22 protein-coding genes and 3 pseudogenes are annotated in these 23,124 nt (G+C 69.4%); 14 read left to right on the top strand and 11 right to left on the bottom strand.

Going from position 1 to position 23,124, the window contains the following annotated elements; translation table 11 throughout:
- Positions 1-45 precede the first annotated feature (45 nt).
- A protein-coding gene (locus tag O1Q96_RS44605; protein WP_419586901.1) for an IS630 family transposase occupies positions 46-1,130 on the top strand; the annotation gives its coding sequence in 2 pieces (ribosomal slippage) (positions 46-571 and positions 571-1,130; 1,086 coding nt in all).
- A gap of 148 nt (positions 1,131-1,278) precedes the next feature.
- Positions 1,279-1,407, top strand: a complete 129-nt coding sequence (locus O1Q96_RS24785; RefSeq protein ID WP_269250267.1) for a hypothetical protein — start codon at positions 1,279-1,281, stop codon at positions 1,405-1,407.
- 114 nt (positions 1,408-1,521) lie between these two features.
- On the opposite strand, the gene O1Q96_RS24780 is transcribed toward O1Q96_RS24785, so the two are convergent.
- Both O1Q96_RS24780 and O1Q96_RS24775 read right to left on the bottom strand, forming a co-directional pair.
- On the bottom strand, positions 1,522-1,911 hold the full coding sequence (locus O1Q96_RS24780) for a hypothetical protein (RefSeq protein WP_269250266.1): 390 nt from the start codon (positions 1,909-1,911) through the stop codon (positions 1,522-1,524).
- Positions 1,912-2,061: 150 nt separating this feature from the next.
- Positions 2,062-2,223, bottom strand: a complete 162-nt coding sequence (locus O1Q96_RS24775) for a hypothetical protein (RefSeq protein ID WP_269250265.1) — start codon at positions 2,221-2,223, stop codon at positions 2,062-2,064.
- 207 nt (positions 2,224-2,430) lie between these two features.
- Between O1Q96_RS24775 and O1Q96_RS44295 the strand changes: the two are divergent.
- Positions 2,431-2,634: pseudogene (locus O1Q96_RS44295) on the top strand (NF041680 family putative transposase); the annotation flags it as partial.
- Positions 2,635-2,827: 193 nt separating this feature from the next.
- Here O1Q96_RS44295 and O1Q96_RS24770 read toward each other — a convergent pair.
- On the bottom strand, positions 2,828-3,601 hold the full coding sequence (locus tag O1Q96_RS24770) for an ABC transporter permease (protein WP_269250264.1): 774 nt from the start codon (positions 3,599-3,601) through the stop codon (positions 2,828-2,830).
- A 409-nt stretch (positions 3,602-4,010) separates the two neighbouring features.
- On the opposite strand from O1Q96_RS24770, the pseudogene O1Q96_RS24765 reads away from it, so the two are divergent.
- Together O1Q96_RS24765 and O1Q96_RS24760 are read left to right on the top strand one after the other, a co-directional pair.
- Positions 4,011-4,103: pseudogene (locus tag O1Q96_RS24765) on the top strand (helix-turn-helix domain-containing protein); the annotation flags it as partial.
- A gap of 30 nt (positions 4,104-4,133) precedes the next feature.
- Positions 4,134-4,892, top strand: a complete 759-nt coding sequence (locus O1Q96_RS24760; RefSeq protein ID WP_269253711.1) for a helix-turn-helix transcriptional regulator — start codon at positions 4,134-4,136, stop codon at positions 4,890-4,892.
- Between the two features lie 329 nt (positions 4,893-5,221).
- Here the strand turns inward: O1Q96_RS24760 and O1Q96_RS24755 are convergent, their stop codons facing one another.
- Positions 5,222-5,866 (bottom strand): hypothetical protein, encoded by a 645-nt coding sequence (locus tag O1Q96_RS24755; RefSeq protein ID WP_269250263.1) that lies wholly within the window; start codon positions 5,864-5,866, stop codon positions 5,222-5,224.
- 217 nt (positions 5,867-6,083) lie between these two features.
- The gene (locus tag O1Q96_RS24750) at positions 6,084-6,263 is read right to left on the bottom strand and encodes a hypothetical protein (protein ID WP_269250262.1); all 180 of its coding nucleotides are present in this window, start codon (positions 6,261-6,263) and stop codon (positions 6,084-6,086) included.
- Positions 6,264-6,365: 102 nt separating this feature from the next.
- Between O1Q96_RS24750 and O1Q96_RS24745 the strand changes: the two genes are divergently transcribed.
- From O1Q96_RS24745 to O1Q96_RS24735, 3 genes are all read left to right on the top strand, one after another.
- Positions 6,366-6,632: a hypothetical protein gene (locus tag O1Q96_RS24745; protein ID WP_269250261.1), complete on the top strand. Its 267-nt coding sequence runs from the start codon at positions 6,366-6,368 to the stop codon at positions 6,630-6,632.
- 75 nt (positions 6,633-6,707) lie between these two features.
- A complete protein-coding gene (locus O1Q96_RS24740; RefSeq protein WP_269246408.1) occupies positions 6,708-7,829 on the top strand; it encodes an IS630 family transposase in 1,122 nt (373 codons plus the stop codon).
- Positions 7,830-7,897: 68 nt separating this feature from the next.
- Complete coding sequence (locus tag O1Q96_RS24735) at positions 7,898-9,019, top strand: IS630 family transposase (RefSeq protein WP_269250241.1); 1,122 nt, start codon at positions 7,898-7,900, stop codon at positions 9,017-9,019.
- A gap of 172 nt (positions 9,020-9,191) precedes the next feature.
- Here the strand turns inward: O1Q96_RS24735 and O1Q96_RS24730 are convergent, their stop codons facing one another.
- Positions 9,192-10,145: a Ppx/GppA phosphatase family protein gene (locus tag O1Q96_RS24730; protein ID WP_269250260.1), complete on the bottom strand. Its 954-nt coding sequence runs from the start codon at positions 10,143-10,145 to the stop codon at positions 9,192-9,194.
- Positions 10,146-10,539: 394 nt separating this feature from the next.
- Here O1Q96_RS24730 and O1Q96_RS24725 point away from each other — a divergent pair.
- From O1Q96_RS24725 to O1Q96_RS24710, 4 genes and pseudogenes are all read left to right on the top strand, one after another.
- Positions 10,540-11,471, top strand: a protein-coding gene (locus O1Q96_RS24725) for an IS5 family transposase (protein ID WP_419586937.1) whose coding sequence is annotated in 2 segments (ribosomal slippage) — positions 10,540-10,921 and positions 10,921-11,471 — 933 coding nt in all. Because the reading frame shifts where the segments join, the coding sequence is not laid out codon by codon here.
- Positions 11,472-11,590: 119 nt separating this feature from the next.
- Complete coding sequence (locus O1Q96_RS24720; protein WP_269250259.1) at positions 11,591-12,163, top strand: transcriptional regulator; 573 nt, start codon at positions 11,591-11,593, stop codon at positions 12,161-12,163.
- 85 nt (positions 12,164-12,248) lie between these two features.
- Entirely contained in the window at positions 12,249-12,887 is a 639-nt protein-coding gene (locus O1Q96_RS24715) for a hypothetical protein (RefSeq protein ID WP_269250258.1), read from the top strand.
- A gap of 294 nt (positions 12,888-13,181) precedes the next feature.
- Positions 13,182-13,309 (top strand): annotated as a pseudogene (locus tag O1Q96_RS24710) (aldo/keto reductase); the annotation flags it as partial.
- 132 nt (positions 13,310-13,441) lie between these two features.
- Here O1Q96_RS24710 and O1Q96_RS24705 read toward each other — a convergent pair.
- The 5 genes from O1Q96_RS24705 to O1Q96_RS24685 form a co-directional block, all read right to left on the bottom strand.
- Positions 13,442-14,446, bottom strand: a complete 1,005-nt coding sequence (locus tag O1Q96_RS24705) for a ThuA domain-containing protein (protein ID WP_269250257.1) — start codon at positions 14,444-14,446, stop codon at positions 13,442-13,444.
- Positions 14,447-14,460: 14 nt separating this feature from the next.
- The gene (locus O1Q96_RS24700) at positions 14,461-16,632 is read right to left on the bottom strand and encodes an outer membrane protein assembly factor BamB family protein (RefSeq protein ID WP_269250256.1); all 2,172 of its coding nucleotides are present in this window, start codon (positions 16,630-16,632) and stop codon (positions 14,461-14,463) included.
- Between the two features lie 153 nt (positions 16,633-16,785).
- Positions 16,786-17,607 (bottom strand): citryl-CoA lyase, encoded by an 822-nt coding sequence (locus O1Q96_RS24695; protein ID WP_269250255.1) that lies wholly within the window; start codon positions 17,605-17,607, stop codon positions 16,786-16,788.
- Positions 17,604-18,806: a CaiB/BaiF CoA transferase family protein gene (locus O1Q96_RS24690; RefSeq protein ID WP_269250254.1), complete on the bottom strand. Its 1,203-nt coding sequence runs from the start codon at positions 18,804-18,806 to the stop codon at positions 17,604-17,606. Before O1Q96_RS24690 ends, O1Q96_RS24695 begins: the two co-directional genes overlap by 4 nt.
- Before the next feature lie 82 nt (positions 18,807-18,888).
- Positions 18,889-19,671 carry an IclR family transcriptional regulator gene (locus O1Q96_RS24685; protein WP_269250253.1) on the bottom strand — a complete coding sequence of 261 codons (783 nt, stop codon included), beginning with the start codon at positions 19,669-19,671 and terminating at the stop codon, positions 18,889-18,891.
- Positions 19,672-19,800: 129 nt separating this feature from the next.
- Here O1Q96_RS24685 and O1Q96_RS24680 point away from each other — a divergent pair, with 129 nt between their 5' ends.
- Positions 19,801-21,366 (top strand): aldehyde dehydrogenase family protein, encoded by a 1,566-nt coding sequence (locus tag O1Q96_RS24680; RefSeq protein WP_269250252.1) that lies wholly within the window; start codon positions 19,801-19,803, stop codon positions 21,364-21,366.
- On the top strand, positions 21,363-23,117 hold the full coding sequence (locus O1Q96_RS24675) for a thiamine pyrophosphate-binding protein (RefSeq protein WP_269250251.1): 1,755 nt from the start codon (positions 21,363-21,365) through the stop codon (positions 23,115-23,117). The genes O1Q96_RS24680 and O1Q96_RS24675 overlap by 4 nt, the downstream gene beginning before the upstream one ends.
- The last annotated feature ends 7 nt before the right edge of the window (positions 23,118-23,124 follow it).

The following is a 23,124-nucleotide window of genomic DNA, read 5'->3' as shown; positions in this document are numbered from 1 at the left end:
TCGTTGAGGGCTGACGGTGTGTGATCGTCGCGGTATGCCTGTTGTGTGAGATATCCGCAGGGTGGTGGGCTGACGCCTGAACGGCAGGGGTTTCGCGAGCGGATCCGGCTGGAGGCCGCGGAGCTGTTCGCTGCGGGTGCCTCCAATGCCGAGGTCGCCAAGGACTTACGGGTGAGTGTGCGCTCGGTGCAGCGCTGGCGCCGGGCCTGGCACGACGCAGGCGCCGAGGGGCTGCGCTCTGCCGGGCCGGTGTCACGGCCCAAGCTGAGCGAGGCCCTGTTCACCGTGCTCGAGCAGGAACTCGCCAAGGGGCCGGTCGCGCACGGCTGGCCGGACCAGACGTGGACGCTGACGCGCATCAAGACGCTGATCGGGCGCCGGTTCCACAAGAGCATGACGCTGTCGGCGATCGCACGGATGCTGCACCGGCACGGCTTCAGCCACCAGGTCCCGGCCCGCCGGGCGGTCGAGCGCGACGAGGAGGCCGTGGCGGGCTGGGTGAAGGAGACCTGGCCGCAGGTGGAAGGTCCGTGGCGGCGCTTGGGGCCTGGCTGTGCTTCGAAGACGAAGCCGGCTTCTCGATGACGCCGCCGACCGTCCGCACCTGGGCCAGGCGCGGGCACACACCCGTCATCCGGGTGAAGGGACGCTCCCAGCGCCGCTTCTCTCTCGCCGCTCTGGCCTGCTACAAGCAGGGCGAACGCTCACGGCTGATCTACCGTCCCAAACGGCACGTCGATCACAAGCGCGGCGGCAGACGCAGTTTCACCTGGACCGACTACCGCGACCTGCTCATCGCCGCGCACCAGCAGCTCGGTGCACCCATTGTGCTCGTGTGGGACAACCTCAACGTCCATAAGGACCGCCGACTACGGGAGTTCATCGACGCCCGCGACTGGATCACCTGCTACTTCCTGCCGGCCTACGCACCCGACCTCAACCCCGTCGAGGGCATCTGGTCCCTGCTGCGCCGCAGCAGCCAGGCCAACACCGCCTTCACCGACCCCGACCACCTCATCAGCACGCTCCGACGCGGTCTGCGCCAGATCCAGTACCGCAGCAACCTCATCAACGGATGCCTCGCCGAAACCGGCCTCACCTTGACGACACCACGGCGACAACGTCAGTAAAGGGGGTTGTCCGTGGGCCGGTAGGGGCGGGGCGCCTGAGAGACGAGCGGAGCCGCGTTACCGCGGCCTGCCCGTTGTCCTCCCGGTTGGCCTGCCTCTTGTCGTACTCGATGTCGTACCTCATGACGTACCCGTTGTGCTCCGGGGAGTGGGTCGAGTCGACAGGCTGTCGGCTGTCCGGATCACTCCGGAGACCGGGCTCCGCTACACCCGCTTCTTCCACCCCGACCCCACGGACAGCGACGACGTATCCGGCTGCAACATGGAGACGTCGTGACCGACCACCACGCTCACCTGCTCGCCGCCGTCGTCGAGCTCGGCGGTGAGCTGGAGCTCCCAGCTACCCGTAACGGGCGCTTCAGGGGCGCGGCCATCCCAGAAGACTGCGCGGTCAGCGCCGGCCGCCGCCGACGCGGCGGTCGTCGGCCAGTGCGGTAAGGGGGCCGAACTCGCGGGCAAGCTGGTTCCACGTCAGAACCTCGCCACAGCGGGCCGGGAAGTCCTTCGGGTTGAACTCGGGCATGGTCCAGGTGCCAGTGCCCCGGTCCCGCAGCCACAGGTCCCCGTCACCGTCGACCACAGTCGGCGGGACCGGTACGGGCTCGGCCTGATCGGTGGGCTCCCAGGTGACCCGGCCCGGGTGGGAAACGCGGCGCAGCTCGGTGGTGGCCAGCCGCGCGGCCAAGTCACGGGTGGACTCTTCGGCGTCCTTGACCGACGCGAGTCGGAATGCGTCGTCAAGTACGGGCAGGGCTGGATTCTTGCTGCGCTTTGAACTCATACGCTGACTACCTCCGGTGGGGGGCGTCACATCCGTTATGGCACCCCGTAGAGGAACACGGTATCCGAGGCGGGAGCCGGGCCGGCTACGACCACTGTCCAGGTGGAGGCGCTGGCACACCGGGCGGTGGGCTAGGCACTGTTTCTCGGATCATGTGCGGAGCCCTCTCATGAGGGCTGCGAGGGGCGGCCGACGGAAGTCGGCGCCCTTCTCGACCGGCGTCAGCCGGCGCCCACCCGCCTGGGCGGGTACGGGAGCGTCGGAAGCGGGCTCGGAGAAGGCGGGCAGCGAGAGCGGTCGACGGTCGGTCATGATCCCTACTAGTCTCCCAGGTCCGGCCCTGCGGGTAAGGCCAGGCCGCTATCAGCGGTGATAGTGCTCTGGCCCTGGCCAGCAGGGCCAGGCTGGTTGTTTCAGCTCACCAGAACAGAGCGGTTAAGCCACTGCTACCGCCGGTGAACCGGGACCGCCGAGGCCGGGCGGCACACTGCGCGGGTGACCACGACCCCCGCCTGAACCGGGTTCAGAAACCTCCACGCTCAGACCCCGACGCCAGCGCGTGCGCCCAAACCCTCCCGACCTGGCCCCGGCCGCCCACTCGGTTCAAGAAACAGCCGTTCGGCAACCCGTCACGACGTGGGACGGGTCCTCGCAACCGGCGAGGCGTACACCAGACCCGCCCATCACGAGAAGGGCACCAAGCCCCGCCGACTGGATAAATGACAAGCTAATGGCACCGGACCCGCGATGGCCGCGACATTTGCCCCGCCTGCTGGATGCCAGTAAGCGCCGAATAGCGCATGGCAGGCCGTCTCCTCACCCCCGACACAACTGACAGGGTGAAGCCCTGACAGCACGGCGACATCGGTGCTGACGAGGATCGGCAGGTGGCTTTAAGGGGGCGTCCGGCCCTCGCTCACACGTCCCGGCGTCGCACCACGAGCACCGCGATGGCCACCGCAGCGGTGGCCCACGCGCCGTACACGATCCACGCCTCGGTGACTGTCAGCGGATACTTGCCCAGGTCGTGCGCCCGCTCCGGGTTCGTCACCAGCCGCTCCCAGGCGCTGAGCGGCATGGCGTTGCCGACCTCCTTGACCCAGCGGAAGCGCTCGCCCTGGAAGAGCGCCGGTACCAGCAACAGCAGGGCAATGACCGTGACGACGGAGCCCGCGGCGTGCCGGACGGCCGCACCCACCGCCATACCGACCAGCGCACACAGCGGTGCGAGAAGAGCGGCTGCGGCCACGGCGCGCAGTGCGCCCGGGTCGCCCAGCGACAGGCCGCCATAATCACGCAGCAGCATCTGGGTGACGCCGAAGGAGGTGCCGGAGACGAGCGTGCCGAGTGTCAGCATGACCACCGACACCACGGTCATCTTGGCGGCGATCACCGCCTGCCGGTCGGGGACGGCGGCGAAGGTCGTACGGATCAGCCCAGTTGAGTACTCGGCGAAGATCGCGATCGCGCCAACTGTGGCAGCGATGATCATGAACAGTTGCCAGGCGGGATCGACGAACGCCGTGGTGAGCGGATCGAATAGGAACTCAGGGCGGTCCGGAATCCCCGGCCTCTCCGACGGCCGCTGTGTCTGATGCGCCAGCCGGTCCGCGTTGGACGCGGCGGAGTTCACATTGATGCCGATCACGGTCAGCGCGCCGACGCCGAGCACCCAGTAAGTGGATCGCATCGACTGCCCGCAGCCGCCGCCGTGCTGCTGCTGCCCCTGGTACTGTGTCGGCCGCTGCCCGCCCTGGTGCTGCTGCTCACTGCCTCCTTCTCGGCGACCGTGGGGGTGGACTCGGTGATGGCCGCAGGGCAGGGCGTGATGGGCAGCAGGCCGCCCGCGCAGACGCAGGCGTGGCAGATCGCGTATCTGCAGGCCGTGCTCACCGATCTCACCGTCGGATGGATCGCCGCCACCCGGTCGAGGCTGACAGCGGCCGTCGCCGCCCTGGTGGCGCTCGCAGTACAGATCGGGGGCGCCAGTTACTACCGGGATGGCTCCTCGTCGTTCCTCGCCGCCTCGGCCTTCCTGGCGCTGATGATGGTCACCGCCTGGACGGTCGGCTACTCGGTCCGCGAACGCCGAGCTCGCCGGCCGGCTCGATGTGAGCACGAGGACTGTGCGCGCCGACATCGGCAAGCTGCGGTCGCTCGGCTATCCCGTGGACGCGCGCCCCGGTGTCGCGGGCGGGTACCGGCTGGCCGCCGGCGCGGCGATGCCCCCGCTGCTGCTCGACGACGACGAGGCCGTCGCCGTCGCGGTCGGATTGGGTGCGGTCGCGACCCAGAGGCTTGGCGTCGAAGAGACATCGCTCACCGCGCTCGCGAAGCTGGAGCAAGTGCTGCCCTCGCGCCTGCGGCGGCGTGTCGAGGCGGTGCGCGAGGCGACGAGCGTCGTTCCAGGGGCTGAACCGCCGCTCGATCTCTCGGCTCTCGGCGTGGTCGCCGCCGCGATCCGCGGCCACGAACGGCTCCGGTTCGGATACACGAAGGCCGGGGGCAGCGAAGGGGCCCGCCACACCGAACCGCAACGGCTGGTGAGCTGGGGGCCGCTCTGGTACCTGCTCGCGTGGGATCTCGACCGTGACGACTGGCGGGTCTTCCGTGTCGACCGCATGGTTCCGCGCGCACCGACGGGTGCGCGTTTCCAGCCGCGCATGATTCCTGAGGACGATGCCGTCAAGTATGTCGTCGGACGCGTCAGCAGGGCGGCCTGGAAGTACCGCGCCCGGATACTCGTGCATGCTCCCGCCGCCACGGTCGCCGCGAAGATCCTCCTCCCGGTCGAGATCCAGGTGGTCGACGAGTCCACGTGCCATGTCGAGCTGGGTTCCGACGACCCAGACCGGCTCGCGCTGTGGATGACACAGCTCGACGTCGACATCGAGGTGATCGACGGAGACGAGCTCGCGGTGGCGTTCGATCGCCTCGCGGCGAGGTTCCGCCGCGCGGCGGGTGGCGCATCCACGACGTGAATCTCGGCTGGGGGTCATTCGACGATGTCGTCGAGAAGCCGCCGCGGGAGTTGTCCCGCTACGAGCGGCCCGGGTCGCCAGCCTCGCCCTGCAGAAAGCGATCAGCGCCGCTCTCACTGCCCCGCCCGCCGTACGGGACGAAGCTCCTGCCGCCACCGCTCCGGTAGCGTCCGGCAGCATGCTTCGGTGCTGCCTTTGCCAAGTACCGATATCGGAGACCGGTTTGGGGCTGCAGGCCCGCAGAGGCGACCACGGTTTGAGTGCCGTCCGCTCGGCAGTGGGGGTGTGGCCGGCACCTCGATGGTGGTGTGCGACGAACGTCTTGACGGTCAGGCAGTGTCCGGGTCTGTCTGTTCCGCCGGGGCGGCGGGCGCGGGTTCGCTGATCGTGTAGTAGACGGAACTGCCCTGCTTGGTGCGCTGGACCTGGCTTTTGGCGACGAGGTTTTCGAGGGTGGTGCGTACGACGGTGGTCTTGATGGCTCGGTCGGGATGGGCCTGGCCGAGTGTGGTGGCGATTTCCGCCGCGGAGCGGGGTTCTCCCTGATCGGCGAGGTGGCGGCGGACGAGCTCGACGAGCGTGGACCCGGTCGCCTTCCCGGCTGTCTCCTTGGGCGCGGCTGCGGGCTTCTTGGGAACTGGTTTCTTGGCTGCCTTGCCGTCCTGCGCGGCGGGGGTCTTCTTCGCCCGTGTCCGTTTGCCCGCACCGGGCTTGGTGTCGGTCTTCTGCCGCGGTACGGAGGGCGCTTCGGTTTCCTGGGGGGTGGGCTGTATGGCCGGGGCCGAGGTGCCGAGCGCCTGTTGCATGTTGGTCAGCACGGTGTGGTCGTGTTGCAAGGTGCGCAGTTGGTCCTGCAGCGCATCGATGTCCGCAGTGATGCGTTCCTGTTCCTTGGTATTGCGCTCAAGGTCGCTGGTCACCTGGGCGACGTACTGTGATGTCAATTCGGTGGTGGAGGTGTGGGTGTCCGGCATGGTGCTGGCCTTTCCTCGGGGCGCGGCCGCGGGCTGAAGGATCCTGCAGAGCAGGCGCCTGGGCGCCGAGGTGCTCCCGTAGGCGTCGGTGGAGCTATGGGTGGGCCGCGACTGCTGTGGGTCGTTGCTGTGTAGCGATAGTACGGACAGGCGGAGTCGATTGTGTCTCTCGGGTGATGCCTTGCGCTCAGTCGCAACTGTCATCCGTGGATCGCAATCAGTGCGTTTCATGCTCACCGGGCCGGGCTGCGGTGTGCTGTTGGGGGATGTGCCAGAGGATCTCGTCGGTTTCGCGGCCGTGCTGCCAGGTGGCCAGTGTGTGTGATGCGGTCAGCCGGTCGAGGAGTTCGGCAGTCTGGTGGGGTGCGTATCCGCACAGGCGGGCGAGTACCTCCATGTCGGTGCTGTCATCCCGCCCCGCTGTCCACCCTGCGTCTTGACGTACCCCACGAGCTCGAGCAGCTGGTCCTGGAGCTCCTCGACAAGAACCCGAGCGCAGGTGCTCTGCAGCGACGACCGCATCGCCCAACACCGCCGCTTCGGATGGGCCCTGTTCTACGAACACCACGTCGCCACCGGCGACGACGCCCTGGGCGCAGAACAGACGATCCTTCGCCAGTTGCGCGCTGCCGGGCACGGCCTCTTCTTCACCGCGGCGCAACTCTCCAACGGCTGGACCGAGACCTTCGACGCGGGGCAAGTGAGTGCCACCGATCTGCAAGATGCGATCCGAAACGGACACCAGGCCGTGCAGCTAGTGCTGTGACCGCGTTGGTTCGCCGGGTTGGTGATCGTGGCGGTTGGATGGGCGGTGACGTCCGATCCGATCGCTGGAGGTGCGGTGGCTGAGCCTGTCCGTGTGCGCAGACTGACCGACCAGGAGGGGCAGAAGCTGCAGCAGATCGTGCGTCGGGGCAGCACCAGTTCGGTGCGTTACCGGCGGGCGATGATGCTGCTGGCCTCGGCCGGCGGGAACCGGGTGCCGGTGATCGCCCAGCTGGTCCAGGCCGACGAGGACACCGTCCGCGACGTGATCCACCGCTTCAACGAGATCGGCCTGGCCTGCCTGGACCCTCAGTGGGCGGGAGGCCGTCCCCGCCGACTCAGCCCTGACGACGAGGACTTCGTCGTGGCGACGGCCACCACCCGCCCGACCAAGCTCGGTCAGCCCTTCACCCGCTGGTCACTGCGCAAACTCGTCGGCTACCTGCGGAAAATCCACGGTCGGGTCATCCGGATCGGCCGCGAGACCTTACGCGGCCTGCTCGCCCGACGCGGTGTCACCTTCCAGCGCACCAAGACGTGGAAGGAGTCCCCCGACCCGGACCGCGAGACGAAGCTGGACCGGATCGAAGAGGTCCTCGACCGATTCCCAGACCGGGTCTTCGCCTTCGACGAATTCGGCCCGCTCGGGATCCGGCCCACCGCGGGCTCGGGCTGGGCAGAACGCAAACGCCCCGACCGGCTGCCCGCCACCTACCACCGCACCCACGGAGTCCGCTACTTCCACGGCTGCTACTCGGTCGGCGACGACACCCTGTGGGGCGTCAACCACCGCAAGAAGGGCGCCGCGAACACGCTGGCCGCGCTGAAATCGATCCGCGCCGCCCGGCCCGACGGCGCCCCCATCTACGTGATCCTGGACAACCTGTCCGCCCACAAGGGCACCGACATCCGCCGCTGGGCCAGGAAACACAAGGTCGAACTGTGCTTCACCCCGACCTACGCCTCGTGGGCCAACCCGATCGAGGCCCACTTCGGACCGCTGAGGCAGTTCACCATCGCCAACTCCCACCACCCCAACCACACCGTCCAGACCCGCGCCCTGCACGCCTACCTGCGCTGGCGCAACGCCAACGCCCGCCACCGCGACGTCCTGACCGCCGAACGTAAGGAACGCGCCCGCATCCGCAGCGAGAAGAACATCCGCTGGGGCGGACGCCCCCTCGCCGCTGCGGCCTGAACGACCCGGCGAACCAATGCGGTCAGAGCACTAGTGTCCTGCGCCAGTAGTTGATCGTTAGTTGGTGTGTGACTTCTACTGCTGGTGCGTCAGTTCCTCGTCGGGGCCCCAAGTTGGAGCCGTTGCTGCTGTCCGCGGAGGAGCGGGCGGAGCTGGAGCGGTGGACGCGTCGGGCGACATCGGCCCAGGCCCTGGCCCTGCGAGCGCGGATTGTCCTGGCGTGTGCGGGGCCGGAAGTACCGCCGATCGTCGTGGTCGCCCGGGAGCTTCGGGTGGCCGCGGACACGGTCCGCAAGTGGCGGCGGCGCTTTCTCGCCGAGCGGCTGGACGGGCTGGTCGACGAGCCCAGGCCGGGCCGGCCGCCCACCATCAGCGTCGATCAGGTGGAGGCGGTGGTGGTCACCACGCTGGAACAGCTGCCGAAGAACGCCACCCACTGGTCCAGGAAATCGATGGCCCAGCACAGCGGCCTGTCGAAGTCGACCGTGGGCCGGATCTGGCGGCAGTTCCAGCTCAGGCCGCATCTGGCGGACACCTTCAAGCTGTCGACGGACCCGCTGTTCGTGGAGAAGGTCTACGACGTCGTGGGCCTGTACTTCAACCCTCCTGAGGGTGCGGTGGTGCTCTCGGTGGACGAGAAGTCGCAGATCCAGGCCCTGGACCGGTCCCAGCCGGTGCTGCCGATAATGCCGGGCATGCCCGAGCGGCGCACCCACGACTACGTCCGCAACGGCCTGACCACCTTGTTCGCCGCGTTCGACGTCGCCACGGGTGAGGTCATCACTGCCCTGCACCGCCGGCACCGGGCCGCGGAGTTCAAGAAGTTCCTGATCCGGATCGACAAAGAGGTGCCCGCACACCTGCAGGTCCATCTGATCGTGGACAACTACGGCACCCACAAGACCCCTGCGATCAAAGCCTGGCTGGCCAAACACCCGCGGTTCGAGCTGCACTTCACCCCGACCGGCTCCTCCTGGATCAACCAGGTCGAGCGGTGGTTCGGCTACCTGGCCCACCAGATGATCCGCCGCGGCGCACACAAGAACATCCAGGCCCTGGAAGCCGACATCCGGGCCTGGGTCAAGGACTGGAACGAAGACCCCAAGCCGTTCATCTGGACCAAGACAGCCGAAGAGATCCTCGACTCCCTCGCCCGCTTCTGCCGACGGATCTCTGGCGCAGGACACTAGCGACAGCCGTGCCAGTGACCAGTAGGCGAGGGAGGATGTGCGGCCGTCGCAGCCTCGCGTTGCGCATCGAGCGTGAGGTCAAGCAGTGGGGCGGCCGATGAGCCGGGCGGAGGTCAAGAAGAGCGCTTCAGCCGAACTTGGGAAGGCATTCGGGAGGTCAGGTCTTTTGTGCTCAGCCGACGCGGCGGGGGTGTCCGGCGGGGGTGGGAGCCACGCCGAGGTGTTCGAGCAGCAGACCTTCCCGGGTGGACCAGGGGCAGATCTCGATGCTCTTGGCCCCGCAGGCCTCCATGAGGGACTGGGCGATCAGGGCTCCGGCCAGGGACTGCTCGGCGCGGTGCCGGGAGATGCCCGGCAGGTTGGCACGGTGGGACGGTGCCGCGTCGGCCAGCAGGGAGACTGCCGTGCGCAGTTGGGGCAGCGTCAGCCGCCGTCTTGTACGCGGTGTCCTGCTCTGGGCGGCGGCAAGCCGGGCGAGTTGCTCGAAGGTCTTGGAGCAGGCCAGCACCCGCACTCCCGGCCCGGCCTGCGGGAGGCCGGGGACGGCCTCCAGGGACTCGCAGAGGTGCTGCAGGACCACTGCGCGGCGGCGTCGGGACGGCGCGGTGCCACCGGGAAGCCAGTCCCGGGTGATCCTGCGGGCACCCAGGGGCAGCGAGTGGACGATGCGAGGCTGGCCTCCGGTACCGGAGGCGATCTCCACGGTACCGCCGCCGATGTCCAGCACCAGCAACTGCCCGGCCGTCGGTCCGGCCCACTGGCGGGCGGCCACGTAGGCGAGCCGCGCCTCCTCCTCGCCGGTCAGCACGCGCAGGCGGGTGCCGGTGGTGCGGGCCACGCGTGCGATGACCTCGTCACGGTTGGGCGCGTCCCGGATGACGGAGGTCGCGAACGCGAACACTTCAGGTCCACGCAGATGCGGATCGGCAGAGATGGCCTCGGCCACAGCCCGCTCGACACTCTTCATACCGACCTCGTCCAACCGGCCCTTGCGGTCGAGGGTCTCGTGCAGTCTCAGCCGCACCTTGCGGGAGAACACCGGCTCCAGCACCGTCCCCGGACGCCGCCGCACCACCGTCAGCAGAGCACTGTGACACCCGACATCGAGCACCCCTGCCTGCCGCATCCCATCGCCTCCCCTTGGCCTTTGCGCTCGACCTGACCGGTTCCTTCTCCCATCCTCCGACACCCGCCGATGACAGCACGACGGGGATTCCGGGCCAGCACGTAAGCGTATCGTCACCACCCGTGCACCCTCCGCCCCGGCCCACAGTGCTGGAGCGGAGATAGGTGAGCTCCGAAATGAAGAGCAGGGGCGCACCGCCGTCATCGGGGCGTCAGCCGCCACGCGCACGCCTCAGGGGGCAGGCGCTGTCCCGTGACTGCGGGGACTTCCCACGACTGCTTCGCAGGATGCCCCCGCCGCGTCGACTACGCGGAAGGGCACCGCCCACGTCAGGGCTAGGCACTGTTTCTCGGATCTCCTGACGTGTGTGGGGTGTTGGGGTCAGGCTGGCTGTATGGGCCGTGGGGATCTGACGAATGCGGAGTGGGATCGGCTGGAGTCGTTCTTACCTTCTGGTGGTGCGCGTGGGGGTCGGTGGAGTGATCACCGGCGGGTCATCAACGGGGTGCTGTACCGGGTGCGGACGGGTGTGCAGTGGCGGGACCTGCCGGAGCGGTTCGGGCCGTGGGAGACGGTCTATAAACGGCATCGCCGCTGGTCGGCTGATGGAACGTGGAAGATGCTTCTGTCTCGTATCCAGGCCGCCGAGGACGCTGCGGGCCAGATCGACTGGGACGTATCGGTGGACTCGACAGCGGTGCGGGCCCATCAGCATGCCGCCGGTGCGAGGAAGGCGGCCCCGGCCTCGGTCGTTCAAAAGGGGGCAGGCCGGAGGACGAACCAGGTCGGTCCAGTACTACGGAAGTTGGCTGTCCGGCTGGAGGAGGTGGTCAGATCGGCGAATGCCTGGGGCGTTCCCGCGGAGGGTTCACCACCAAGGTGCACCTCGTCGCCGACGGACGCTGTCGGCCCATCGCCTTCGTCCTGACTCCCGGGCACTACGGTGACGGCCCCCAGTTCGAGCGCGTGCTGGAGCAGATCACCGTGCCCCGCGCCGGGGTCGGGCGGCCTCGCACCCGCCCTGACCATGTCCTGGCGGACAAGGCCTACACATCCCGGAAGATCCGCCGTTACCTGCGGCGACGCGGAATCCGGCACACCATCCCGGAACGTCTCGACCAGCAAAGACACCGGCACAATCGAGGTTCCCGAGGGGGCCGGCCCACCGGGTGCGACAGTGAGCGCTACAAGAAACGCAACACCGTCGAACGTGCCATCAACCGGCTGAAGGGCTTCCGCTCGGTCGCCACCCGCTACGACAAACGCGCCTACATCTACCTCGGCACCATCACCCTCGCAGCCCTCATGATCTGGCTCCGCACATGATCCGAGAAACAGGGCCTAGCGCCGTCTACCGGTCCCGTCGTCAAACTTCCCCGTCGGGACCGGTAGACGGCGCTCACGGCCCCGTACAGTGATCTACCACCCTGGATTCGGAAGAGACCATGCCTGAGCGGAACATCGAGTTCGGCAAGTACGGCGCCCACGGCGTCAAAGGCCACCAGGCCGTCGCCCGCCAGCTGGACGCCCTCGCTGGCTACATCGCCACCCCGGTCACCGCCCGCCGCGGCCTGCAGGCCCGCCTCAACTACCTCACCCGCAGCGCCCACGCCCTCAATGCCGCCCGCGCAGCCGGCCTCAGCGTCACCGCCCGCACCCTGCGTGCCTGGCAAGCCGGCACCCGCACCCCCTCCCGCAAGAACCTCGCAGCGATCGAGCAGGCCTACCGCACCGTGCGGCGCGAGAACGTCGCCCGTTACCTCCTCGCCCGCCTCAACCGCGACGGCCGCGGCACCCGCGTGGAGATCCACCCGCTCAACCAGTGCCAGGCGGAGCGTCCCCGCCAGCGCGCGGTGGAGTTCCGCACGATGAACGTCCGACGGTGGGAGCACATCGTCGCCGCCTGGGCAGCCGACGACGAGCAGGAGCTGGACGAAGCCTGGATTGATCAGGTCGTCGACCTCGGCTCGCAGTGGGGCCAGTACGAGTACGTCACCAACATCGGCTTCGCCGCGTAGCGTTCCCGTCTTCTTGCTCCGCCCGCGAGTGCACAGCTACCCTTTCGGCCCACATATGCGCGTTTGCATCCTCTACGGTGCACCGATGGACACTGAGATACCGCTCGTCGACGGTCAACTGCCCTCGCTTGAACTGCCGGCGGTCGACGAGGTCCTGGCCGCCGCGCTGTGCGCGCTGTGCGCGCAGGGCGAGGCGGGTGTACGGGCGCTGGGCCTGCTGCGGGACACGGCCCGGATCCTGGCCGGCACCGAGCTGGAGCGGCCGGCGGAAGTCGCGGAGTCGTGCCTGCGCGGTGCGGCAGACGCTCTGCTGAGCCTGCCGGGCGCCCCAATCACGGTGGGCCTCAAGTCGGCGGCCGCCGCGCTGCTGGACGCGGTGGACACCCTGGACGTCCCGCTGGCCACGCCACCGCCCGCGCCTGCGTCCAGGGAGCCTGTCGGCGGCGCCAGCCTGGACGACGTGGTGTCGGCCAGGCGGTCAGCAGCCGCCGACCGGGCACCGGCCCCGGTCCGGGCCACCGGCGTGGCCGGTGCCGCGTCGGCGCCTCCCGCCGGCGCGCTTGTTGCGGGACTGGCCGACGAGCCGCCCGCTGACCAGGCGGTCGCGGGGCGCGCCCGCCGACGGGGTGCAGCGGGTGCGGGAAGCGGCGGAGGTGCTGCGCGGACAGCTGCGGTTGCACATCGCGCTCGGGGTGACCGCGTGGGAGAGCCGTCTAGAAGGTAATGGGGCAGCCCCGCAAAATGCCGCTACGCCCCAGCCACGACTCGACCTGGGCTTCGGCTCCCCGGACCTCCGCGCCGCGCATCGCGAGCCCTTCCCCGATGGCGACCCCGGACAGGACGCCGCGTAGTCCGGCTCGGTGGCACCCAGTCCGCTCATCGCATACGTCGTGACCGGAAGGTCCGCCTTGCGGAGCAGCGGCAGGGGCACCGAAATGGAACTGGACCGGTTCCTGCGCGCGCGTCGTACCCGGACCAGTCCCAGCCAGGTCGGTCTCCGCGAGGTGATCGAGGCGAGCTGCCCGCGATGGAGTTGAACCTCACCGCAGACGACCTCGCCGAGATCGAGAAGGCGGTGCCGCCGGGGCGGCGCGCGGCGATCGATACCCGTCCGCGTTCATGGCCGGCCTCGGCGTCGGCAACTGAGTCCGCACACCCGTCAATACTCCGAAGAGGTCAGTAACGGACCTCGATGCCGAACCAGAGGATCAGCAAGGAAACGAGGGCGATGATCGGCACGCTGGTCCTCACGATCACTTGGCCCGCCGGTGGAGCGGTTCAGCTTGCCCTGCAGAACGGGGTCCTGCCCATGGCGGACTCGATGCCGCCGAGGATCAGGTTCTGGAACTGTTCGGCACCGGGGAAGGAGCCGTCGGTCGAGAAGGCTTCGGCGTCATGGCCGAGGGTGGTGAGCCAGGCACGTCCGCCGTCGTAGTACTGGCACCAGGCGACCGGGTGGTGCCTGCTGTGTCCGGGGTGGCCCTGGTTGCCCGTGACGCCCTCCTTGAGCGTGGACTCGTCGACGGAGGCCAGGACGCGGACCTTCGAAGGGGCCGGGACGAGGTTGTACCACTCGTCGGTGAAGTCCCAACGGGCCGGAAGATCCGAGGTGGAGGAGTCGCGGCGGTTCTGCATGACGACCGTGCCGCGCTGGTCGGGCCCGTGGTCGTAGAAGTTCGCGCCACCCAACAGGCCCTCGTACCAAGGCCAGTTGTACTCCGTGCCGAAGGCGTTGTGGATCCCGACGAAGCCTCCGCCGCCGCGGACGTACTGGCGCAGGGAAGTTTGCGCGGCATCGTCGAGAGTGTCGCGGCTGGTGGAGTAGAAGACGACCGCGTTGTACCGGAAGAGCCGTGAGGGGGAGGAGAGCTGGGTGACGTCCTCGGTCCAGTCGACGGTGAAACCGTTCTTCGTGCCCATCCTGACCAGCGCGTTCTGTACGACGTTGGTGTCGGCGAGCGTCGGGTTGAGCCCGGCGCCGAGTGTGGGGCCGAGGTTCGCGTGGCGGGGTCCCGCGGTCCGCGTGTAGAGGAGCACCCGGTAGCCGTCGGCGGCCGGGGAGAAGTTGCGCCAGTCGTGGTAGCACTTGGCGCTGGTGCCGCGGCAGACCCCGTAGTCGGGGTCGCCGAGCTCCAGGGATCCGGCTCCGGTGGGTCGGCCTTCGCCTCGCGCGGAAGCCTGGTGCTGGAGGCCGAAGAAGGCGGCCAGGGCGATGAGGAGCGTGGCACTGACCGCGGCCACGACGGACACCGTCGTACGTGCTGAACCTGCTCTGGACGTCATGACGGCCGGTCCTCTCACTGGACGACGATCTTGCCGGTGGACTGGGGGAAGACCGGGTCGTTGTAGAAGTACTCGCCGGGCTTGCCGAAGGTGTACGTGTACGACTGGCCCGGCATCAGCAGCCCGGTGTCGAACTCCGCGTCGAAGAAGGCCACCGCACCGTGTGCCTGCTGGTTGTCGGCGGGGTTGGTGAAGGTGACTGTGGTGCCGGCCGGGACTGTCAGGTGCTGGGGTGCCATGGCGTTCTGGGCGACCGTGTTCTCGGTGGCGCCGGGTGCGCCCGTGGCGGTGCTCCAGACGCGGCCGAGGGTGACTGTGTTGCGTGCCGTCGCACCGGTCACGGCAGCGGTACGGATCTGGTTGCGGCGGGACGGCGGGGTGGGCGCGGGAGCCTGCTTGACCTTGCCGCCGAGTTTGAACGCCCAGAGGTGGTCGCCCCGCGGGATGTCGGGGAAGGGGAGTCCGTTGCCTCCGGCGAACACGGCGATGTACTGCTCGCCGTCGATCTCGTACGAGACCGGGACGGTGTTGACCCCGGCGCCGCACTGCCAGGTCCACAGGGTCTTGCCGTCGGTGTCGTCCATCGCTTCGAGGACGCCGTCCGGTCGGCCCTGGAGGAGTACCCGGCCCGCGGTGGTGAGGATGCCGTTGCCGTGGGCCAGCGACCAGGGGCCCTCCTTGCGCCAGGCGACCGTGTTGGTGCGGGGATCCACCGCGACCAGCCCGCCGCCGAACAGCTCACCGAGGGGCCGGGCCGTGTTGACGCGGCCGCCGCGGGTGTTGGAGTAGGAGGAGTTGACGAGGCCGTACCCGACGTAGACGCATCCGGTCCTGGGACTGAAGGAGGGGAAGCCCCAGTCGGCTCCGCCGCCCGCGCCCGGGAAGAGGATGGTGGCCCGGTCCCAGAAGACCTCGTACAGGCCGCCGGTCGGGTAGAAGGGTACGGGCCGGGTCGTCTTGTCGAGCTCCGGAAACGGGGACACGAACGGCTCGCCGCCGGGGAAGGGCTGGGTGGGCGAGGTCTTCTGCAGGGCGTGCTGCGGGACCGGCCGCTCCTCCATGCCGTGGACGGCCTCGCCGGTGCGGCGGTCGAGGATGTAGTACCAGCAGGTCTTCGAGCCGTAGACGACGACCTTGCGCTTCCTGCCGTCGATGAGGAGGTCGGCGAGCACCGGCGCCATGACGTTGTCGGCGTCCCAGATGTCGTGGTGGACCGACTGGAAGTGCCAGCGCCGCTTGCCGGTCTTGGCGTCGATGGCGACGATCGAGTTGGCGAAGAGGTTGTCGCCGCCGCGCGAGGAGCCGTCCGTGCGGGGGTAGGGGTTGCCGAACGTCCAGTAGACCAGGCCGAGTTCGGGGTCGACGGCCGGGTGGATCCAGGGGACCGCGCCGCCGGTCTTCCAGGAGTCGCCCTCCCAGGTGTCGTGCCCGAAGTCCCCGGGTCCGGGCGGGCCCCAGAAGGTCCACACGACGTCGCCGGTCCTGGCGTCGAGCGCGTATCCGCGGCCGCGCGCCCCGGCGGTCGAGCCCTCGGTGCCGATGTAGACCAGGCCGTCCCAGTGCACGACCGCGCCTGCCAGTCCGCCGCTGTTGCCGCCGCACTGGCCGCTGTCGTTGTCGCAGCCGTCGTCGCCACCGTTGTCGTCGACGATCAGCGGCTTCTGCCAGACGATCGCCCCGGTCTTCCGGTCGAGGGCGTAGACGATGTTGGCGCCCGAGATGGTGAAGATCTTGCCTTCGGCGACGGCGACGCCGCGCATGTTCGTGGTCTCGGTGCCGAGGTTCGTCTTCCAGATCACCTCGCCGGTCCTGCCGTTGACGGCGAAGACGTTCTGCTGGGTGGTCTCGACGTACAGCACACCGTCCTGCACGACGATCGTGCACTGCTGGTACGCGCTGGTGGAGCCGCCCTCCAGGTTGATGTGCCAGGCCCCGCCGAGCCTCTTGATGTTCTGCGGGGTGATGTCCCGGAGCGTGGAGTGGTTCTGGTTGCCGTAGTTGCCGCCCGCCTTGGGCCAGTCGGCGCCGGTGGTGCCGAGGGCGGCGGACTGCGGGGGTACCGGGAGCGCGAGGCCCGGGGACGCGTTCGGGGCGTCTTTCGAGGCCGCTTCGGCTGTGGGTGCCAGGGAGGAGACGGTGGCCGCGCTGCCCGCCGCGGCTGTCAGGAGGAAGGAGCGTCTTTCCATCGTTCAGTTCCCTCGATTCGATCAAGGTCCGCTAGATGGTTCATGCAATCCACAGAATGGGTTCGCATGATGGGAGGTCACGTTAGGGACGGCTGTGCATCCATGACAAGACGCGCGACAGGGGATTTTCGACTGATGAAGGGCAACCACGCACTACGGACGCGCTGTTGGTGCCACCAGGTGGACCGGCACCATGGAGGGCGGCATGGGGCTCTTGTTGCGGCGCCCCTGCCCGGTCTCCTCCCACGCGTGCGCCAGGATGCCGACACTGCGGCTGAGCACGAAGAGGCCGCGGGCCAGCGGTGCGGCGAAGCCCAGTTCGGCGTAGATGACAGCGGTGGCGCCGTCGATGTTCATGGGCACGGGCTTCCGTCCCTCGCGCCCCCGGTTGAGATGCGCCTCCACGGCACGGGACGCCCGCAGGTGAGCACCCTCCACCAGACCGTCCGCCACAGCCCGGTCCACCAGGGCGAGCAGCGGGTCGCGGCGCGGGTCGCGGGGGTGGAATCGGTGGCCGAAGCCGGGCAGATAGCGCGACCGGTCCCGCCACTCGCCGACGACCTCCGACACGACGAGGTCGAACTCCCGGCCCTGGTCGTGCCGTTCGGTGATCTCACTCAACAGTTGCACGCACTGCTGACCTGCGCCGCCGTGCACGTCGCCGAGCATGTTCACCCCGGTGGCCACGGCGCTGTTGAGCCCCACCCCGCAGGTGGCGGCCATCCGGGCGGCGGCGATCGAGGGCGCCTGCGGTCCGTGGTCGACACCTGCCACGAGGGCCGCTTCCAGGAGCCCGGCCTGCTCGGGACGGGGAAGTTCGCCGCGGAGCATCAGCCAGATCGTCTCGACGAAGGTCGCGTGGCCGATCAGATCCTGTACCGGGTGTTCGCGCAGTTCGATGATGCCGGGTTCGACCCGGCTGACGGCGGTGGCCCACCACTGTGCGACCAGGCCGTCCTGCGGCCCGGCCGTCATGACGCCCGCGCCTCGGCGGCATGGCGGTGCGCCCGCCAGCGTGCGATCAGCCGCTCCCGCTCCTCGCCGTGCTGGTCGAGCAGCGGAGGCGGGGCTTGAGGCGACAGGGGTTCGCCGTCCACCAGTACGCCGTTGCCGCTGACCCTCAGCGTGCGGCCGGAGCCGTCCGGATAGGGCAGATCGGTGAAGAATCCGCGGTGCGCCAGTTGTTCCAGCTCCACGGCCTCGGGGACCGTCAGGACGCGGGCCGCCGGGACCCCGGCCGCGGACAGCGTCGCCTCCCACTCCAGAGCGGTCTTCCGGCGCAGTGCCGCGTTCAGCTCGGTGTTGAGCTCCGCACGGTGCCGTTTGCGTGCCTCGCGCTCGGAGAACCGCGGGTCGTCGATCAGGTGGGGCAGCCCGGCGAGACGGCAGAGTGTGACGAACTGCTCCTGCCGGTTGGCCGCGATGTTCAGTCCTCCGTCGGCGGTCTCGAAGGTCCCGGACGGGGCCGCGGTGGCGTTCTGGTCGCCCATCGGTTCCGGATCCACCCCGCTGACCAGGTAGTTGGAGACGGCCCAGCCCATCGCGGAGAGGGAGACCTCCAGCATGGAGACGTCCAGCCGGGCCCCTTCCCCGGTCCTCTCCCGCCCGACCAGGGCCGCGCTGATCGCGAGGGCCGCGCCGAGACCACCGAGCGAGTCGCACACGGGGAAGCCCACCCTGAGCGGGGCGGTGTCGGTGGTGCCGGTGATGCTCATCATCCCCGACAGGCCCTGGATGATCTGGTCGTAGGCGGGAGCGGCGCTCATCGGTCCCGACTGCCCGAAGCCGGTGATCGCACAGCTGACCAGGCGCGGATTGAGCTCGTACAACCGGTCGGCGCCGTATCCCATCCGGGTCAGTACCCCGGCGCGGAAGTTCTCCAGCAGGACGTCCGCGCCGCGCACCAGTTCCTCGAAGTCGGCCCGGTCGCCGGGGTCCTTGAGATCGAGTACGAGTGATTTCTTGCCGGCGTTCTGGGCGAGGAACGACGCGCCGATACCGGCCCGGTTCAGCTCCGGGTCAGGTCCCAGACTCCGCGCGAGATCGCCCCTGCCCGGCTGTTCGATCTTGACGACCTCGGCGCCGAGGAGCATGAGGTGGTAACTGCAGTACGGTCCTGCGAGCACATTGGTGAGATCGAGTACGCGGATTCCTGAGAGCGGTCGTTCGGGCATGCACCGGCTCCTTCTGCGGTTCCTGCGGCTTCTGTGCTTCCTGGAGTTTCCTGCGGCGGTTACGCCGGTTTCTGTGCTGTGGTCATTTGGTCGGGCTGAGCGGGTGGTCGAAGCCCTGCTCCGACATCTGCCGGGCGACTTCGGTGAGCGCGGCGGCGAACCGATCGACGGCGGACTCGGGGAAGCGGTGGCTGGGTCCGCTGAGCGAGAGCGAGGCGACGACGGCCCCGCTGCGGCCGACGACGGGTACGGCAACGGCCGTCAGACCTTCGTCGCGCTCGCCCCGGCTGACCGCGAAGCCACGCTCCGCCGCCAGGTCCGCCCACACCCGCAACTGCCTGGCATGCCCCTCGCCGTGCGGGGAGCCCACGGCGATCCGGTGCAGCAGGCTGTCGGGAGCCGTACGCAACAGAATTTTGGACGAGGCGCCCGCCCACAGCGGGAGTTCGTCGCCTACCCGCACTACATGGCGCAGCGGCTGCGGGCTCTCCTGCTGGGCCACGCAGACACGGGACAGACCGCGCAGCATGAAGAGGTTGACCGTCTCCTGCTGCTCCTCGGCCAGCTCACGCATCAACTTGCGGGTCTCGCGGGGCAGTTCCCAGCTGGTGTGCGCGAGATGCGCCCAGCGCCACAGGCCGGGACCCGCGGTGTAGCCGGCCGGGGTGTCCCAGAGCAGACCGCACTGTTCGAGGGTCTGCACCAGGCGGACCACCGTGGTCTTGGCCAGGCCGGTGGCGTCGACGATCTCCCTCAGCGTGACCGTCGGCTGATCCTCGGTCAGCAGCCCCAGGATGTCCAGAGCCCTGCGCACACTGCGCACCCCGGTCGCCTCGGCCGCCCGCTCATGGTCGGTCTCGCTCACGCGCCTTCTCCCTCCGCTTCGAAACTTCCTCGAACGGCCCTCTTGCCACCGCGAGTTGGCGCCCGTACGTTACACGCCGACCCACAGAGCAGTCCACCAGTACCACTTAGCGGTTTCCTGGGAGATCTCATGCTCGATTCCCTTCTCAAGGTCGACGTGGACACGACGGTGGCGGAAGTGCCGCCGTTTGTCGCCGGCCAATGGGGTGGCGACGGTCCCTCGGTGGATCGAACAGGCCCGTACCTGCGCCGAGTTGTCAGTCGGACGATCACCGCGAGCGGGGAGGAGATCTCCCGCGCCCTCGCCTACGCCCGTTCCTCGGCCCGCACGGTGGCCGGGCTCGCCCCCGCTCTGCGCGCGGACATCCTGGACCGAGCATCCCGCGGCGCCTCGACCCACCGCGAGGGGCTGGCCCGCCTCCTCGCCCTGGAGTTGGGCAAACCGCTCAAGGACGGGCTGGGTGAGATCGACCGGGTCGCGGACACCTTCGCGGTCTGCGCGTCGGAGGCGCGCCACATCGGCGGCGAGACCCTGCCCGTCGCAGGCTGGCAACGCGGCGTCGGCAACACCGCCTTCACCTATCGCGCACCGGCCGGGGTGGCCCTCGCCATCACTCCCTTCAACGCACCCGCGAACCTCCTCGCGCACAAACTCGGTGCCTCCTTCGCCGCGGGCAACACCACTCTCGTCAAGGCTCCGCCCCAGGCACCGGCCGCCACCGCCGCGATCGTGGCCCTGCTCCTGGAGTCGGGGATGCCCCCGCAGGCGGTGCAGTTGCTGCACGGTGGCGCCGAGGTGGGCGCGCTGCTGTGCGCGGCCGACGAGGTGGCCGTCATCAGCTTCACCGGCAGCGCGGCGACCGGCCGGGCCGTCGCCCGCGCGGCCGGGGCCAAGCGCCTGGTCCTCGAACTGGGCGGGAACGCCGCCACGATCGTCTGTGAGGACGCCGACATCGGCCAGGCCGCGAAGGAGTGCGCCCGCACCGGCTACAGCAACTCCGGCCAGAGCTGCATCTCCGTCCAGCGCGTCTACGTCCACCGATCCCGCTACGACACCTTCCTCGACGCGTTCACCGCCGCCGTCGACACCCTGAAGGTCGGCGACCCGCTCGACCCGGCCACCGACGTGGGCGCGATGGTCGACGAGGAGGCCGCCGAACGCGTGGTGCGCTGGTCGGCCGAGGCCGCCGGGTCCGGCGGCCGGGTGCTGCGCGGCGGCACCCGTAACGGCGCCACCGCCGCTCCCACCGTCGTGGCGGACCCGGCGCCGGACTCCTCGGTCGTGGTCCACGAGGTCTTCGGAGCGCTGGTCGCCGTGCTCCCGTACGACGACTTCGGCGCGGTCATCGACGCCTGCAACACCAGCCGCTACGGCTTGCAAGCGGGCCTCTTCACCCGCGACATGGGCCGCATCATCACCGCCTGGCGCGAGCTGGAGACCGGCGCACTGATCGCCGGCGGCAGTTCCAACTACCGCCTCGATCATGTCCCCTTCGGCGGGGTCAAGGAATCCGGATTCGGCCGTGAGACACCCCGCTCGATGATCGACGACTACACGGTCGTCAAGACCCTCATGCTCCGTGGCCTGTCCGTCTGGGGCGACACGACTTCCTTCGATACGACCAGCATCGAGGCAGCCGCCATGGATACGACCTCCACCGATACGACCTCCACCGACGGGGAGACCGACGCATGACCGTGACCGCCGCCGAAGCCCTGGTCGGCCAGCTGGAGTCGTACGGAGTCGAGTACGTCTTCGGCACCTGCGGCCACACCAATATCGCCCTGCTGGACGCGCTCGGCCCCAGCCCGATCGAGTTCGTGATCGCCCGCCATGAGCAGGCCGCCGCGCACGCCGCCGACGGCTACGCACGAGCCTCCGGCAAGCCTGGCATCCTGCTCACCCATGTCGGCCCCGGCATGATGAACGCCGTCACCGGAGTGGCCACCGCCGCCCTCGACTCGATCCCGCTGATCGTCATCTCCGGCGACATCCCCTCCTACTACGCCGGCCGCCACCCGCACCAGGAGGTCAACCTCCACGCGGACGCCGACCAGACCTCCATCTACCGGCCCTTCACCAAGCGCGCCTGGAACGTCCACCGCGTCCAGGACCTGGCCCGCACGACGGAACGGGCGTTCTGGACCGCGACCTCCGGGCGGCCGGGGGCCGTGCTCGTCAACGTACCCATGGACCTGTTCAACCGGCAGGTCGAGGAGTACGCCGGTGGGTACCCGTTGCCCGGCGGCGCCACGCTCCCCGCACTCGGCCGGGCGACCGCCGAGCGCATCGCACAGACGCTGCTGAACGCCGAACGCCCGCTGATCTACTTCGGCGGCGGACTGCGTGCACCGGCCGCCCGCCAAGCCCTGTTGGCGCTCGCCGAGCATCTCGACATCCCGCTCGCGCACTCCTTGATGGGTAAGGGCATCCTGCCCGACAGCCACCCGCTGCTGCTCGGCATGCCCGGCTTCTGGGGCCTGGACACCATCCACGAGTACACCAAGGGCGCCGACGTGGTCCTCGCGCTGGCCACCCGGTTCGCGGAGACCGACTCCAGCTCGTGGGACCCGGCGTACACCTGGACCTTCGGTGACAGGGACAGCCCGCCCAGCAAGCTCGTCCAGATCGACATCGACCCCGCCGAGATCGGCCGCAACTACCCCGTCGAGATCGGTGCCGTCGCGGACGTCGGCGACGCGGTACGGGCCATCGGCGCCGCCGCACGGTCCACCAGGCCCGAGCCCTTCGTGCGAGAGGGCCTGCGCGAGACCATCGCCACCGCCCGCCGGACCGTCTTCGACACCGCCCGCGAGGACGGCCGCAGCGACAACTTCCCGCTGCGGCCCCAGCGCATCCTCGCCGACCTGCGCGAGGCGCTGCCCGACGACGCCGTGCTCGTCACCGACGTCGGCTGGAACAAGAACGGCGTCGCCCAGTGCTACGAACTCCCCGAAGGCGGGCGCTTCATCACCCCCGGCGGAGCCTCGACCATGGGCTTCGGCCCGGCCGCCGCGGTCGGCGTGCAGATGGCCCAGCCGGACCGCGTGGTGGTCGCACTGATCGGCGACGGCGGGATGAGCGCCCAGCTGCCCGCCGTACCGATGGCCGTCGAACAGGGCCTGCCCGTCATCTTCGTGGTGATGAACAACCGGGCCCACGGCACCATCGCCGACCTCCAGGCCTCGTCGTTCGGCCGGTCCTACGGCTGCGAGTTCACGGACGCCGAAGGACGGCCCTACAGCCCGGACTTCGCGGCCTTCGGCCAGTCCTGCGGGGCCGACGGATACACCATTGCCGCCCCCGCCGGCCTCTCCAAGGCCCTCGCCGACGCGATCGCGCGGCGCAGGCCCGCCGTCATCGACGTACCGATGGTCAACGAACCCGTGCCGACACCGGGCCACTGGAACATCAAGGACATCTACCGCGGGTCCTTCGTCGACTGACATCCCC

It is taken from the genome of Streptomyces aurantiacus, from assembly GCF_027107535.1.
Lineage (GTDB): Bacteria > Actinomycetota > Actinomycetes > Streptomycetales > Streptomycetaceae > Streptomyces.
This window is presented reverse-complemented; position numbering and strand designations above follow the sequence as displayed.